The organism is Rathayibacter sp. CAU 1779 (assembly GCF_054551755.1).
The window spans coordinates 838,772-854,667 of the sequence record NZ_JBTOLK010000001.1 but is presented as its reverse complement, the minus strand read 5'-3'; the positions used below and the strand labels follow the sequence as shown (position 1 = coordinate 854,667).

The window sequence follows — 15,896 nt, the reverse complement described above, 5'->3', positions numbered from 1 at the left end:
GGCCCGCCGCTCAGCGGATCGCTGCCGCGGGCTGCCCCGACTCGAAGTAGTCGGCGAGGTCCGGCTCGAGCCGCGGGACGTCGAGCAGGCATCCGGATCCGCGCAGAGACTGCGTGGCCAGGATGCCCGTGGCTACAGCATTTCGGGCCGCAACGGGCGAGGTGGCCGTGCGTCCGCCATCCCGGACGAACGCCACGAACTCGTCGATCAGCAGGCTGTCCGCGCCGCCGTGCCCGCCCTCCGCCTGAGGGACGATGAACGTCTCGTCGGCGGGTCCGGAGCCGTTGCGGCGCGTGTTCCACAGTCGGACCTCGTCACCGGATCCGTCACCCATGTTCTCCAGGCGTCCCTCCGTGCCGATGACGGTGTAGTTGCGCCAGTAGTCGGGGGTGAAGTGGCACTGCTGGTACGAGGCGAGCACGCCGCCGCCGAGCACCAGATTGAGCTGCGAGATGTCCTCGACGTCGACGATCGGGTTGAGCCCGGTCTGCGCGGTGGGCGGCCAGTTGTCCAGGCTGTACCAGTCCCACATCCGCTCGCCGACGTGCTCGCGTCGGTCGGTGATGTCTCCGTACACGCTGAGCGAGCCAACCGCCTGCACCCGCTCGGTGTACGCACCGGCGAGCCAGTGGATGACGTCGATGTCATGCGCCCCCTTCTGCAGGAGGAGTCCGACCGACTTCGACCGGTCAGCGTGCCAGTCCTTGAAGTAGAAGTCGCCGCCGTTGCCGACGAAGTGCCTGCACCACACCGCCTTGACCTCGCCGATGCGCCCCTCCTGAATGAGCCGGCGCATGAGGGTGATGACGGGCAGGTGTCGCATGTTGTGCCCGACGTAGAGCCTGCTCCCTGTTCGCCGAGCCGTCTCGAGGATGGCGTCGCAGTCCTCGATCGACGTGGCGAGCGGCTTCTCGCACAGCACGGGGATGCCGGCCTCGAGCACCGGGATCGCCGCCGTCGCATGCAGATGGTCGGGTGTCAGCACGAGCACCGCGTCTACTTCGGATGCCAGCAGCACGTCGAGCGAGTTCGTCACGACGGCATCCGGGAACGCGGCAGCGGCGTCAGCTCTGCCACGCTCGCCCGTGTCGCAGACGACGGTCACGGTGGATCCCGCCCCTGGCCGATGCGCCTCACGGGCCAGGCTTCCTCGCAGGCCGTAGCCCACGACGCCGATCCTCAGGTCGTTTCTGTTCTCACTCAATGGGGTTCCCCTTGTTCGTGCTCATCAGGAAGCTTCCCGCCTGAACGGGGCAGGTCGAAGGGATGCCTCGCACCTGCCCCGCTCACGGAGGGAAGTTGGCCGCTACCGGGCGGCCAGCGTGACGTACTGGCCGGCGTCACCCGGGGTCTGCTGCGCGAGCCGCATCCGCCCGTGGACGAACTGCAGCGCGAGACCGCTGTTGCGGTTCACGAGCCGATAGGTCGTGGAGTGGGTCAACGAGGTGCCGTGCGTTGCGACGCGCTGCAGGTACCACTGGTCGCTTCCTCCGCTGGATCCGAGGCTGGTCGACGACATCGCCGTGCCGTTCGGCTGCTGCTCACCGAGCGTGGCGACGGCGCCCGCGGCCCGCTGGGACGCGACCCCGTCACCTGCGATCTGCAGGTCCTGGCCGGTCGCCGGGTTCACGAGGCGGAAGAATCCGCTGTTCTGGCCCGTCGAGTTCGGATCGGCCACGGGCACGAGCCGCCACGACGACGAGCTCTTCGCTGCCCCGTTTCCTCCCACCAGCGAGGGTCCGCCGTTGGCGTTCACCGCCTTGCCGCCGACACGAAGGATGTACGAGCCCTTCGCCGTGACGGCATGGCCATGCGTGTCGGTCGGAACGTACTCCCTGCTGACCACCTTCTGGTTCGGCGCCTCGACCTGGTCGATGTCGACGACCGTGCCCGAGAGGTCCGAGACCGTGAGGAAGGAGCGGCCCGTGACGTTCTGGTTGGTGAGGCTGCCGTCGTCGAGCGATGTCAGGTAGCCGCCGTCGGATCCGGCAGGCATGAGTCCGACGACCTTCCAGGAGTTCGGATCGCCGAGGTCGGCGGTCTCGTACACATTGCCGTCGTATCCGACGATGCGGTACTGACCCGAGTAGGCGTTGTAGCTGATCGCCGATTCGTTGTTCGCGGACGGCAGGTAGAGGTGCCCGGAGTTCGGATCCTTGTAGTACGCGCTGCCTGTGATGAGGTCGACGGTCTGCGAGACGCCGGAATCCGGATCTGCTTGTGTGACGTAGATGCCACCCGTCACCGTCTTGACGCCGTTCACGTACACGTCGTCGATCGCCTTGACGGTCACGTTCTGACCCGTCACGGGATCGGTGTAGGCGACGGTGCGATCCGGAGCGGATGCTCCCGTCGCGTTGTTCACGATCGTGTGCGCCAGCGTGTTCGCGGTGTACGAGTTGCCCGCGTCATCGGAGAAGGCGATGAGGTGGTCGCTCTGCACCTTGGCCGCCTGATAGGACGCCGAGGAGTTGGCGCCGGATCCCGCCCACGCGATCGCGTCCGTCGCCGGGTCGTACGTGACGTCGATACCGCCGATCGAATTGACGTTGCCGTCGATGCCGCCGATGCCGGGCTGCGACCAGGAGCCGTCGTGCCACTTCTGCCAGGTGCCGGATGCCATGCCGCCGCTGATCGGAGCGCGCGCCATCTCCGTCCAGCTGGCCAGGGTCGACGAGGCCGGCTTCTGATAGATCTTGACGTTGTACGTGATGTAGAAATACCCGGACGAGTAGTCGACGAAGAGCCGGCATCCGGAGTCGCCGAACGGATAGGACGTGCCAGGCGACGCCGCGCTGTCGATGACCTGGTCGTCATCCCAGCCCGAGGTGAGCGCGGGCCCGGCGTACCGCCAGGACGCGCCCTTGTCTTTCGATGTCGCGAGCAGGATCCGGTTGTTGTGGTGACCGGTGGAGATCTTCTGCGCGATGGTCGCGTCAGCGCCCTTGGTCTGCCACGGATCGAACTGGTACTCGTCGTTCAGCAGCGCGTGCCAGGTGCCGGCCGGATCCACCCACACGCCGATGACATCGCAGTGGTCATCCTGCTGCGGCGAGGGGATCGGGTGGGTCGCGTCCTTGTCGAGCTGGTAACAGATGCTTCCTGGTGTCGTGTAGAAGGCATCCGCCACCGTCTTCTGAGTCGTCGTTCCCATGCCGGAGGTCACGGCGCCCAGGTCGGTGTTCGTGAACGTGTTCGCCCAACCCTGCGTCTGGTCATCGGCATAGCCGGTGTAACCGTTCGACCAGTGGAACTGGCCGTCCTTGTCGACGAACGCCGAACCGGCGATGTCGGAGAGGAGCCCGCCGTTGAGCTTGCCGGTCTGCGCGGCGGTGTACGTGGGCGGGGTGGTCGCGGTGTCCGCGAACCCCGATGCGGGAATCGCGGCGAGCGCCGCGGTGGTGACGACTGCCAATGGAGCGAGCACGCGGATGCGTGCCGACGCGCGTCGTCGCGGGCCGGATTTGTGGTGCATGGTGCCTTCCTTTCGTCGAGCTGTGCATGGATGGTGCTCGGGACTTCGGGCGGATACCTCCGCGGAAGAGGAGGCCTCAGCCGACCGGGGCCGCTGCCGGCGCACCGGTCGTCGGAGTGGGCGCGGCGGCGACGTCGGGATTGACTTCGGCTGTCGGCTGCGCCGCCGTGTCACGCTCCACCTCGATGGCGTAGACGAGCGGAGCGGATGCGTCGCGCGGCACGTCGAAGGAGACGGTGCGCTCATCGAGCAGCTGGGTCTCGACCGGTGCGCCCGTCGCGAGCGCGGTGACCGACCGCAGCCTGGTGCCGACCGGGAGAACGGGTTTGATCACGCCGGTGACGGGGATCCGGGTGACGATCGCGTACGTGACGTCGGTCTCGGCGTTGCGCGTGTAGTGACCCCAGCCGGGATAGTCCCAGCCTTCCGCCATGCCGCAGCCGTGGATGGCGGATCCGTTGACGTCCATCCACTCTCCGATGGCCGCGGCCGTCTCGAGCTCGAAGCCGGGGAGAGAGCCGTCACCCTTGGGGCCGAAGTTCAACAGAAGATTGCCGTCCAGGCTGACGATGTGCGCGAGCTGCTCGATGAGTTCGGCGGGCTTCTTCCGTGACGCTGCGGCGGCCGCGCCTGCGTGGTAGCCCCATGATCCCTGGGGGATGGTCATGCACGCCTCCCAGTCATGCTCGGCGACGGAACGGTCCCACGCATCCGGGAGCCGGCGCTCGAATCCGCTGAAGAAGTCGCCCATCATCTCGCCGTTGGAGTCGTAGTGGCGGGCGCCGTGCTCGTCGGCCCGCAGCCTGCTGTTCACCAGGACGCCGGGGATGAGCTGCTTCAGCATCCGCTCCACCTCGAGCGTCCACCAGCCGTTCGCCTTCACGGATTCGTCCCACGTGCCGTCGAACCAGAAGCCGCGGACCGTCGGATACCTGGTGGCGAGTTCGCGCAACTGGTTCTGCGCGAACTCGAGGAACCGGGCGAACGCGATCTCGTCGTCGGGGCCCTCGATGCGGTAACGCCAGTCGGGATGGTGCCAGTCGAGAACCGAGTAATAGAGATGGACCGCCAGACCTTCGGCTTCATACGCCTCGACGATCTCGCCGAGCAGATCGCGGCCGTGCGGGGTGACGGCCACTGTCGTGTCGCTGAACGCGCTCGGCCACAGGCAGAACCCGTCGTGATGCTTCGTCGTGACGGTCACGTACCGCGCGCCCATGGCCTTCGCCGTGCGCGCCCATGCCCGTGCGTCGAAGCCCTCGACGGTGAACTCGGCGGCGAGCGCCTGCCAGTCGGCGTCGTCGATGTGAGCGGACCTGGGCAGGAATTCCGCCGCGAAATCGTGTGTCGTGCCGTTCCACGTGCCGGCGGGCAACGCGTAGAGCCCCCAGTGGATGAACTGGCCGAAACGGTCGCGCCGGAAGGCTTTGATGGTCGGATCGTCGCGGCGCTGACGGGTCTGAGCGCCGTACTGCAGTTCCATGCGGATGTTCACCTCAGAGGTTGGCGGACTTCGGGCCGGTGTGGTGGTCCCACGGCACGAAGGTCGCGAGATCGCATTCGGAGTCGGATCCGCTCGCCCAGTGGACGCGCACGGTGGTTCCGGCCACTTCGACGTCGACCGCGGATGCCCACTCGTCCAGCCGCGCACTCTCGGTCGTGGTGAGCACGTGGAGCGTCACGAAGACGCTCTGGCCCTGCACGGCGTCGCCGAACAGTGCGGGCGTCGCGGAGTGCGTTCCCATGGCGTTGCTGCCCTGGTGGCGGAAGATCGCTGCCTCATCCCAGCCGTGCAGCCCGACGACGGCTGCTGTCACGGATTCGGCGCCGCGCACCCATGCGGTCGACTCCGAGGCGTCGCCGACGACCGGTTGAGCGTCCGCCACCGCGAATCCGCCCTCGCGCACCCTGCGCACCACGGGCGACTCCACGAGGTGGGCGCGCACCTCGTTGATCCCGTCGACGAACGACACGGTCGTCACGGAGCATCCGTCGAACAGCTTGCGGTACAGCTGCGGCAGGTGGACGGATCCCGCGACGGTGCCCTCGACGCGGGATCCCCGAATGGCGCTGCGCCGACTGGCGTTGCCGTCATCATCGAGCAGGGCGAAATGGGAGTCGACGTTGTCGTTCCACGCCTGGCCGGTGCCCGGTGCGGTGTGCGACGAGTATGCGAACTTCGCGTAGTGCGGATCGTCGGAGTCCACGTCACGGCCCACAGGAATGCCGACGTGGTCCGTTCCGTGATTGACGAGCCGCACGATGCCGTCGCCCGGCGCCGCGAGGATGAAGCCCGTGTCGGGCATGTCCGCGTGGAAGGGGCTGCCATCGGTCGGCTGGTCCTCCTCCGGCTCGACCCAGACGGGTGCGTCGGCGGGCAGCGCGAGGCCGAGGAATCCGATGCCGGCCAGATATGGGGATCCGAAGCCGCTGTAGTCCTGGCACATCGGTTCGAACGGTTCGTACCAGCCGAGACTGAGCGGACCGTCGACACCGACGCCCTTCTCGGTGAACCGGGAGAGCACTCCGGATGCCAGGCGGCGCGTCGCTCCCGGCGAGAGCGGATTGACTCCCGAGATCTCCGCGCACCACAGCGAGGCGAGCACGGCCGTGCGGTACGTGAGCGACCGACCGAAGTGCAACACGGATCCGTCCGGCGCGAACATGCGCGAGTACGACCCCACGAAGGATGCGAGGCGCTCCAGGTGGCGTTGCCCCTCCAGGGTGTCCACTGCGTCCGTCATGCGGTACCACGCCCACAGATAAGGATGGATGGCCCATGCGTTGTAGTAGTCGATCGAGTGCTCTGGCCCGTCCGTGTACCAGCCGTCGCCGAGGTACCACGACTCCACCCTCGCCACGTTCCGGCGTCCGATGGTGCCGCTGACGTCCTCGCCCACAGAGCGGAGGAACCCCTCGGCCATGGCGGGGAACAGCTGCCAGTTGTTCTGCCACACCTCGGCCCTCGCGTGGTGCAGCAGCCAGGTGGCGAGCTGACGCTGATCGTTCCGTCCGAGACGGTCCCAGAGCTTCTCGCGGGTGACGTGCAGACCGAACGCGATGTTCGCCGCCTCCACGATGGAGTTCGTCACCCCTGGCAACGGTGTGCGACACGTGACACCGGTCGGCCACTCCTCGACTCCACCGGGACGAGTGCCGGCGAGCAGCGCCCTTGAGTACCACTCCAGGTGTGACTCTGTCGCGGCATCCGAGGCTCCGGCGATGCGCGGAGCGGCGAGCAGGAACGACCTGCCCACCGTCTCCATGCATTCGCGCCGAACACCGTCCTCCGTCACCCGGCCGGGAAGCCGAGTCATCGCGCCCTCCTGGCTGGAGAAGCTCCGCACCTGCCCCAGCCAGTGGTCGGCCACCGCGGTCCAATGCTCGCGCCGCCAGCCTGTGCGCGGCGAGCCTTCGTGGTCGTCCTCCGGCAGACGCAGGCCACGTATCACTTTCACTCCTGGAATCTCGATGGACCGGCCGATGGGACGAGGGCTCAGGACGACGGCGTGGCCGTCGAGCCGCCCTTCGAGCCCTTCATGGCCTTCTGGTACTCGGAACGGATCTGGTCCCCACCGCCCGACTTCCAGTCCGAGATGGCGCTCTTGAGCTGGGCGAGCGAGCTGCGGCCGGCGATGTAGTTGTTGGTGGCGTCCGTCATCGCCTGCGACAGCGTGAGGCCCTTCTGCGCGTTCGTCGGGCTGAACAGGTTCGCGGTCGGGTCGGCGACGCCGATCGGGATCAGCTTCGAGTAGGCGCTGTGCAGCGTCTTGATCGCGTCGGGGAACTGCGGCGAGTACAGCGCGTTCGGGCCGGCGGCCAGGTACTTCCACGGCACGGCGGTGTCCAGGGCCGCCTGATCCGTCGCGATCGGGTTGCCGTTGCCGTCCAGCGTGTAGTCGGCGCCCTCGACGCCGTAGTTCATCAGCAGATACTCCTGGCTGCCGAACGGGGCTGCCAGGAAGTTCGCCACCTGGAGCACGAGCTTGATGTGGTCGGAGCTGCCCTTCTTCACCATGGTCCAGGCGAAGTCGATGTTGTCGAGCCAGACCATGGCCTTGCCGCCGTTGGCGCCGAACGGGATGAACGGCGCCGCCTGGTTGTCCGGGTTCGCCGCCGGAAGGGTCTGCTGGTAGCCGCCCGGCTTGCCGTAGGCGGGCAGCCCGTCGTAGATCTGGGCGACCTTGCCCGAGATGAACGCGTTCGACATCTGCGACTTGGTCCAGCCCTCGCTTCCGGGGGCGATCACGCCGGCCGCGTAGAGCTTCTGCACGTACGAGATCGCGTCCAGCCACTCAGCGGTCTCGTAGTTCTTGACGAGCTTGCCGTTCTTCTCCGTCCAGTTGTATGGCACGTGGAAGATGTGCATGAACGGCACGAGGCCGAAGTTCGTGCTCCCGAACGCCCACTGGTTGGCGCCGGTGAGCTGCTTCGCGAGCGAGAGGTAGTCATCCGCGCTGGCGATCTTGCTGGTGTCGGGAACGCCGGCCTTGCTGAAGTACGTCTGATTGATGAAACCGGATCCGCCGGTCATGCTGCGCGGAATGGGCACTCCGTACAGCTTTCCGTTCTGCACCGTCGGCTCCCAGAACGACTGGGGGATGTTCGCCAGGTTCGGATACGCCTTCACCTTGTCGCCGGCGAGGAACGGCGTGAGGTCTTCGCACGACGACTCGAGGAACCCGATGATGTTCGGGATGGCTGCGCCGTCGTTGAGGATGAGGTCGGGCAGATTGCCGCCTGCGATGACGGTGTTGAGCTTCGTGTCGTAGTCGCTACTCGACACCGACGTGATGTCGACCGTGCCGCCGAGCCGCTTCTCGATCGCCTGCCAGGCCGGGTTGCTGGATCGGTCGGTGGGCGGCGGACCGAAGATGTTGGTGATGCCGGTGACGGTCTTGCCCTTCATGAACGGGCTCGCCACCGAACGGAACGGGTTCTTGGGGTAGTTGAAGAACGCAGCGGGAACGCCCTGGGCGGTGGCCGCCAGATCGGGAGCGATGCCCTTGACGGGGAGGTAGTCCGGCAGCACGGAGGTCGAGACGCTGGACGCCTTGAGCGAGGTCTGCGAACCGCAGCCGGCGAGCGAGCCGCCGGTCACGACAGCCAGCGCACCGAGTGCCGTGTAGGAGAGGAAGGTGCGCCGGGTCGTCTGGGTGGACATCGACGGCTCCTTTCGTGGGTTGTTGGTGGGTGATTGAAGGGGGACAGACGGACGGTCAGCCCTTGACGGCGCCGGTGAGGACGCCCTTGGTGAAGTACTTCTGCAGGAACGGGTAGACGAGCAGGATCGGCACGAGACTGATCACGACGACGGCCATCTCGATGGCTTGGGACGGCGCCGAGATCTCGCCGACGGTCGCCGTGTCGAGAGGGGATCCGAGCAGCACGTACTGCCTGAGGATCATGGCCAGCGGCCACTTGTCGCTGTCGAGGTAGAGCATCGCGTTGAAGAACGCGTTCCAGTACGCGACCGCGTAGAACAGTCCGACGACGGCGAGCACGCCCTTCGACAGCGGCAGCACGATCGTGGTGAGGATGCGGAAGTCACCGGCGCCGTCGATTCGCGCCGCCTCGAACAGTTCCTGGGGCAGCCCCATGAAGAACGACCGCACCACGACGAGGTTGAACGCGGAGACCAGCACCGGGAGGATGAGCGCCGCGTAGCTGCCAAGCAGGCCCAGCTGCTTCACCATGAGGAAGCTCGGAATGATGCCGGGGCTGAAGAGCATTGTGAACAGCGCGATGAGCAGAATGAACTTGCCGAACGCGAGGTCGCGCCGCGAGAGTCCGTACGCCATGCCGACCGTGGCCGCCAGGGAGAAGATCGTGCCGATCACGGTGATGAGGATGCTGCGCACGAGTGCCGCCGTGACCACCCCGCCCGCGAAGATCGTCTGGTATGCGGCGAAGGTCGGATGCAGCGGGAAGAGCACGAGTCCGTTCGCGTTCGCGATGTCGGTGCTGTCCGACAGGCTCGTCGAGATGACGGTGAGGAACGGATAGATCGTCAGGATGCTGATCACCACGACGGCGATCACCTTGCCGACGCGGCCGAGGACGGAAGGCTTCTCCATCCAGGCCGGGCGTGCATCCGCTGTGCTCTTGCGCCGCCGACGCTGAGCCGGCTTCGGCTGAACGAGAACTGTTTCACTTGCCACTGGAGTAGACCCCTTCCTGACCGAACAGGTGTGCCACCTTGTTCGCGCCGAGCACGAGCGCCAGGCCGACGACGCCCTTCACGAGCCCGACCGCGGCGGCCGGACCCCATTGGCCGTCCTGGATGCCGTGGTAGTAGACCCACGTGTCGAGAACCTCGCCTGCGCCGGGGCCGACGTTGTTGCGCTGCAGCACGATCTGCTCGAAGCCGACGGAGAGGATGCTGCCCAGGTTGAGGATGAACAGCAGGATGATGACGGGCATGATCCCCGGCAGCGTGATCTTCCAGAGTCGCGTCCACGGACCGGCGCCGTCGACGGCTGCCGCCTCATACAGTTCCTGATCGATGTTCATCAGCGCCGCGAGGAAGATGATCGTTCCCCAACCCGCGTCCTTCCAGATCTCCTGGATGGTGACGAGGAACGGGAAGAACGCCGGCGTCGTCATGGCGTTCCACTGCGGCAGCCCGAGCATGTGCATGAGATTCGGCACCACGCCCGACGCGCCGAGCACCTGGCTGAAGATCGAGACGATGATCACCCAGCCGAGGAAGTGCGGCAGGTAGACGACGCTCTGCACGAACTTGCGCACCTTGCTCGACAGGATGCTGTTGAGCAGCAAGGCGAGCGCGATCGGCACCGGGAAGAACAGCACGAGTTGCAGCGAGGTGATCACCAGCGTGTTGCGCAGCGACTGCCAGAACGTCGGATCGCCGAAGATCGTGACGAAGTTCTCCAGGCCGGCCCACGCGCTGTTGATGAAGCCGAGGTAGGGCTGATAGTCCTCGAACGCGATGATGTTGCCGGGCAGAGGCAGGTAGTGGAACAGCACGAAGTAGAGGAAGCCGGGCGCGATCAGCAGCAGCATCACCTTGTCGCGCTTGATCCGCTGCCAGAGGGTCTTCTTGCGCACCGTCCTGGTCGCCGTGGTGCCCGAGACGCGCTTCGCCGTGCGCGTCGCATGCAGTCCGCCGGCGCCGCGCGAGGCATCCCTGCCACCGCGGGTGGCGCTGCCCATGCCGGACGTTCCGACCGCCTCCGACGACGTCGAGTCGTCCGCCAGCGTCTGGCTGTAGCTGCTCATGTGGTCCCTAGGTCTGCAGCTCCGCAAGGGAAGCATCATTGATTCGCTTGACCGCTGACGAGTAGTAAGCGGTTTCTTTCGGACGACCGTAACAGCAGCCCCGTCGCGATGTCAACGCACACTGCCCCGGTGAAATTGTTCTGCAATCCTACGGAAACAGAGGCATGTTGGACCGGTGCTTGCGTCCCAACCCGCAGGTTCGGCTACAGTAAGCGATTACTACGACACATCGAGAGGACACGTCGAAGCATGGACGAAGGTGCCCGAATGCCAGCGATCTTGGCGATGAGTGGACCATCGCTCGCCGAGGTGTTCTCGCCGCGCGCTCTGGCGCGACTCGAGCGTGCGGTCGAGATCGTCGGGCCTCGTCCCATCACGGAATTCCGATCAGCGGAGGCCCGAGCCGCCTTGGCCTCGGCGCGACTCATGGTGACCGGCTGGAACGCACCCCGCGTGGACGCCGCGGTGGTCGCGGCGGCGCCGAATCTCCGTGCGATAGTGCATGCGGCCGGAACCGTGAAGACCTTCCTGTCCGAGGACGTCTTCCGGAGCGGGATCCGCGTCTCCAGCTGCGCAGCGGCGAACGCCATCCCCGTCGCCGAGTTCACGTTCGCCTCGATCGTGTTCGGCCTGAAACGAGTCGGACGGTTCTCGGCTCGCCTGCGATCCACTCATGCACCACGTGACGTCGCCGGGCTGCCTCCGATCGGGGCGAGCGGCGTCACGATCGGGTTGATCGGTGCCTCCCGGGTCGGCCGCGAGGTGATCCGTCTCCTCAGCGGGCTCGACGTGCGCGTGCTGGTCAGCGACCCTTATCTTCCGGAAGCGGATGCCGCACTTCTGGGCATCGAGCTCACTGATCTGCACGACCTGTGCCGGCGATCCGACGTGCTCAGCCTGCATGCGCCGCTGACGCCGGAGACGAGGCGGATCATCGGGGCGCACGAACTCGCTCTGCTCCGCGACGGCGCAGTGGTGATCAACACGGCGCGCGGACCGCTCATCGACACGACGGCACTCACCGCCGAGCTCGTCTCCGGTCGGCTCGACGCCTATCTCGATGTCACGGACCCCGAGCCGCTCCCCGAGGGCTCACCCCTCTACGACCTGCCCAACGTGACCCTCACCCCCCACATCGCCGGTGCGCTCGGCAACGAGGTTCTGCGGCTCGGCGACCTCGCCGTCGACGAGATCGAGCGACTCGTCTTCGGTGCACCGCTGAAGCACGAGATCCGCCACGGCGATCTCGCCCGGATCGCCTGAGACGGAAGCCCGGACCGATGACGCGACCGCGAAAGAATGCAGGTGCACACGACCTTGGGAGAGGCGCAACGATGAACTCTGAGGCACCACGCGGCAAAGCAGGCACCACGCGCATGCCCACCATCGACGATGTCGCCGCCCACGCGGGAGTCTCTACCGCGACCGTGTCGCGGGTGTTGAACGGCAACTATCCCGTCGCCAAGCACACGCGCGACAAGGTGCTCGAGGCCGTCGCCGAGTTGCGGTACACGGCGAACGCGCACGCCAGGGCCTTGGCGGCCGCGGCCACGCGCACGGTGGGCATCATCGTCAACGACGTCGTCGACCCGTTCTTCTCCTACATCGTGCGCGGAGTGGAGCAGGAGGCGACCCTCAGCGACAGGCTCTGCCTCGTCGCGGCCGCGCGCGGCGGCGGTGGCAGGAGCAGCCGCGACGAGGAACTCGAGCTGATCGACCGCATGCGCGAGCAACGCGCGGACGCGGTGATCGTGGTCGGCGGCGCCTACGACGACGAAGGTCTGCGACGCAAGATGGCGGATCGGGCACGTGCCCTCGCCGACGTCGGATCCGTTCTCGTGCTGTGCGGACGCCCTTCACTCGGGGACTCAGTGCCGACGAAGATGGTCGGCTACGACAACGAGGGCGGCGCCTTCGCGCTCACCGAGCACCTCATCGCGCAGGGGCACCGCCGCATCCTGTATCTGGGCGGGCCGCCCGGGCTCTCCACGACCAGCGCACGGCTGCAGGGATACCGTCGAGCGCTGCTCGCCCGCGGCATCGAGCCGACCGACGATCTCGTGCACGAGGGCGCTTTCGGACGCCACTTCGGATACACCCGCATGCGCGAGCTGCTGCAGACCGATCTCTCGTACACCGCGGTGTTCGCAGCGAACGACCTCGTCGCAGCCGGCGCCCTCGAAGCGCTCACGGATGCCGGCGTCCGCGTTCCCGACGACATCTCACTCGTGGGCTACGACGACATCCCGCAGTCTTTCGAGCTGCGGCCCAAGCTGACCACCGTGCACGTGCCGCTCGAGGAGATGGGACGCGAGTCCGTTCGCATCGCGCTCCACCGCGAGGACGCGTTCGACCGCCAGTCCGCCAATGAGGTCATCGTGGGCACGCACGTCGTGGTGCGCGAGTCCGTGGCGCCGCCGAAGGAGGCATGACCGGCCCGTCGCACAGTCACAGGCGCCGAACGCTGAGGCGATCAGAGACCCGAACTCTCCTTGTCGTAGCCAGACCTCGACATCCGATCTCGAGGACGAGAGAAAGAGAGAACCATGCACGACAGCGAAACAGCCGGATCCGATGCGAACACGGGAGGGCTCACGGTCTCGCGGCGCAGCCTGCTCATGCTCGCAGGCGCGGGCGCACTGGCCACCACGCTCTTCGGCACGACCACCGGAGCTCTGCGAGCGTCGGCGGACACCGCGGCTCCGACGCTCGCCGACCTGATCGCCAGGCGGGCCACCATGCTCGTCGGCTCGGGCACGGCAGGCGACGTCGCGGCACTGTCCGACACGCTCGCACGCATCTCGTCAGACGCCGACACCTCCTGGAAGGGCATGACCCTGGACGCCGGCTCGCCGGGGGTGTGGGCCGATCTGCCGCTCCTCGGCATCGCCGCAGCGACGGCGACGGGCAACATGGGCGTGACTTTCGATCGCGTGCTCAGCCTCGCCAAGGCCTGGGCGACGAAAGGCACGACACAGTTCGGCGACCAGCAGCTCGCCGCGGATCTGGTCACGTCGCTCACCTGGCTGAGCACGAACTCGTACGTAGCGGGCAAGACCGCCGCGGGCAACTGGTGGTTCTGGGAGATCGGCGTGCCGAGGGACGCCGCCGACGTCCTCGTGCTGCTGTACGACCAGGTCCCGGCATCCGTGCGCACCAGCCTTCTGGCCGCCGCACGCTATTTCGCGCCGGACCCCAACTATCGCGGCAGGGGCACGAGTCTCGCCGAGACCGGCGCCAACCGCAGCGACAAGGCGCTGAACACGGCGCTGCGCGGCATCCTGGACAACCGCACCGACGAGATCACCACCGCACGGGACGCCCTGAGCGACGTCGTGGGCGGGGCACGCAACAGCCTCTTCACCTATGTGACGTCCGGCGACGGCTTCTACCGCGACGGATCCTTCGTGCAGCACACCTACCTGCCGTACGCCGGGACGTATGGCACGGTCACCCTCTCCGGAGTCGCCTCGATCCTGGCGCTGCTCGGCGGGAGCGAGTGGGCGATCACCGACCCGAACCAGACCGTCTTCCTGGACTCGATCCAGAAGACGTTCCAGCCCTTCGTGGTGGGCGGCCGCGTGATGGACACGGTCCGCGGCCGAGCCGTTTCGCGGGAGAACGAGCCGGACTACGTCGACGGCGCGACGCTCATCGCGTGCACGCTCCTGCTCGCGACCGGCGCACCGGCGGCGTACCAGGGCCGGTTCCTCTCGCTCGCCAAAGGCTGGTTGAAACAGTGCACCGACGTGAACCTGGTCGGCGTGCCGACGCTGACCATCGCCCAGGCGCTGCTCGTCGCCGGTGTGCTGGCCGATGACTCCGTGCAGGCGGCGCCGGCACCGGTCACCACGCAGTCGTTCGGCGACCAGGATCGTCTCGTGCACCACAGGCCGTCGTGGTCGGCGGTCGCGAGCATCTCGTCCACGCGGATCGGCCGTTACGAGTGGGGCAACGACGAGAACAATCTCGGCTGGTATCAGGGCGACGGCATGCTCTTCGTCTACACGCCGCGGTCGGATCCCGCGCAGTTCAGCGCGGACTTCTGGCCGACGGTCGACCCCTATCGACTTCCGGGCACCACGGTGAACGACGAGACCCGCGGGTCAGGCGCAGGGGGAGCAGGCACCGGAATCCCGCGCGCGTTCCAAAAGTTCGCGGGAGGGCTCGCCCTCGAGAACCGGTGGGGCGTGCAGGGCATGGATCACCTCAACTTCGACAAGACCCTCGCAGGCAAGAAGTCGTGGTTCTTCCTCGACGACGGCGTTGTATGCCTGGGCGCGGCGATCGCGGGTTCCGGGGGCCACGACGTCTTCACCACCGTCGAGAACCGCTCCTATGCGGCGGGTTCTGCGCCCGTGCTGCGGGTCGACCACGCCATGAAGAGGCCGAAGGCAGGGGATGCGCCACTCGCCTTCACCCGCAGCCTCCACATCGAGGGGTACGGCGGAATCGTGCTGCTCGCCGCCGAAGGCGTCTCCGGCACACCTCAGGTGCAGGTGGTGCATCGTGAGGGCACGTGGAACGCGATCAACTCGGGAGCGGACACGGCGGGATCCACCGACGTTCGTCAGCGCGACTATGTGACGGTGACCCACCCGCACGGCACCGACCCGACGTCGGGCGGATACGCGTTCCTCCTGCTCCCGACCGCTTCCCACAGCACGACGTTCTCGTCGCAGGCGCAGAAGCGGGTGCGGGTGCTGGCGAACACGGCGGCGAGCCAGGCGGTCCTCGACACCAGAACCGGCGTCACGCTCGGCAACTTCTTCACCGCCCCCGCGAATCCGGTGCACGGGATGCAGGTGAGCGGTCCGTGCTCGGTGGCGGTGCACAGAGACGGCGATGTCGTCACGGTGGCGCTCGCGGATCCGAGCCGCACGCAGTCGACCGCGACGCTCGTGCTCCCCGACTCCGGACCCTTCCGGGTGCAGCAGGCGGATGACGGGGTCACCGTGACCGGCACCCGCCCGCTCGCACTGCGGTTCGCGCTCGACGGTCACGGACACGCGAAGCAGATCGTTCTCAGACGCTGATCGATCGCGGGCCGCATCGCGCTCACTGTGGGCGGGTCACATCGCGCGAGTGATGCGGCCCGCCCCGTCGCGACCCGCTCCTGCATCGTGGCCACCTGCACGTCGTCGTCGATCTCGTCGAGTCGGCGGCTCGCTCTCGTTCG

The 15,896-nt window shown here is 67.1% G+C and carries 10 protein-coding genes; 3 read left to right on the top strand and 7 right to left on the bottom strand.

Going from position 1 to position 15,896, the window contains the following annotated elements:
* Positions 1-10: 10 nt before the first annotated feature.
* The 7 genes from ACX9R5_RS03860 to ACX9R5_RS03830 all read right to left on the bottom strand — a co-directional run bounded on the left by ACX9R5_RS03860 (position 11) and on the right by ACX9R5_RS03830 (position 10,717).
* Positions 11-1,204 carry a Gfo/Idh/MocA family protein gene (locus ACX9R5_RS03860; protein ID WP_459407675.1) on the bottom strand — a complete coding sequence of 398 codons (1,194 nt, stop codon included), beginning with the start codon at positions 1,202-1,204 and terminating at the stop codon, positions 11-13.
* Between the two features lie 102 nt (positions 1,205-1,306).
* Positions 1,307-3,475, bottom strand: coding sequence for a hypothetical protein (locus ACX9R5_RS03855; RefSeq protein WP_459407674.1), 2,169 nt, complete (start codon positions 3,473-3,475; stop codon positions 1,307-1,309).
* 76 nt (positions 3,476-3,551) lie between these two features.
* Entirely contained in the window at positions 3,552-4,958 is a 1,407-nt protein-coding gene (locus ACX9R5_RS03850; RefSeq protein WP_459407673.1) for an alpha-L-fucosidase, read from the bottom strand.
* 13 nt (positions 4,959-4,971) lie between these two features.
* A complete protein-coding gene (locus ACX9R5_RS03845; RefSeq protein ID WP_459407672.1) occupies positions 4,972-6,927 on the bottom strand; it encodes a DUF2264 domain-containing protein in 1,956 nt (651 codons plus the stop codon).
* Between the two features lie 44 nt (positions 6,928-6,971).
* Positions 6,972-8,639, bottom strand: coding sequence for an extracellular solute-binding protein (locus ACX9R5_RS03840; protein ID WP_459407671.1), 1,668 nt, complete (start codon positions 8,637-8,639; stop codon positions 6,972-6,974).
* A gap of 55 nt (positions 8,640-8,694) precedes the next feature.
* The gene (locus tag ACX9R5_RS03835) at positions 8,695-9,636 is read right to left on the bottom strand and encodes a carbohydrate ABC transporter permease (RefSeq protein ID WP_459407670.1); all 942 of its coding nucleotides are present in this window, start codon (positions 9,634-9,636) and stop codon (positions 8,695-8,697) included.
* Complete coding sequence (locus ACX9R5_RS03830) at positions 9,626-10,717, bottom strand: ABC transporter permease (RefSeq protein WP_459407669.1); 1,092 nt, start codon at positions 10,715-10,717, stop codon at positions 9,626-9,628. Before ACX9R5_RS03830 ends, ACX9R5_RS03835 begins: the two co-directional genes overlap by 11 nt.
* Positions 10,718-10,984: 267 nt before the next feature.
* On the opposite strand from ACX9R5_RS03830, the gene ACX9R5_RS03825 reads away from it, so the two are divergent.
* The 3 genes from ACX9R5_RS03825 (at position 10,985) to ACX9R5_RS03815 (ending at position 15,753) form a co-directional block, all read left to right on the top strand.
* A complete protein-coding gene (locus ACX9R5_RS03825) occupies positions 10,985-11,980 on the top strand; it encodes a hydroxyacid dehydrogenase (protein ID WP_459407668.1) in 996 nt (331 codons plus the stop codon).
* Positions 11,981-12,051: 71 nt separating this feature from the next.
* Positions 12,052-13,149, top strand: a complete 1,098-nt coding sequence (locus ACX9R5_RS03820; protein ID WP_459407667.1) for a LacI family DNA-binding transcriptional regulator — start codon at positions 12,052-12,054, stop codon at positions 13,147-13,149.
* A gap of 114 nt (positions 13,150-13,263) precedes the next feature.
* Entirely contained in the window at positions 13,264-15,753 is a 2,490-nt protein-coding gene (locus ACX9R5_RS03815; RefSeq protein ID WP_459407666.1) for a polysaccharide lyase 8 family protein, read from the top strand.
* Positions 15,754-15,896 lie beyond the last annotated feature (143 nt).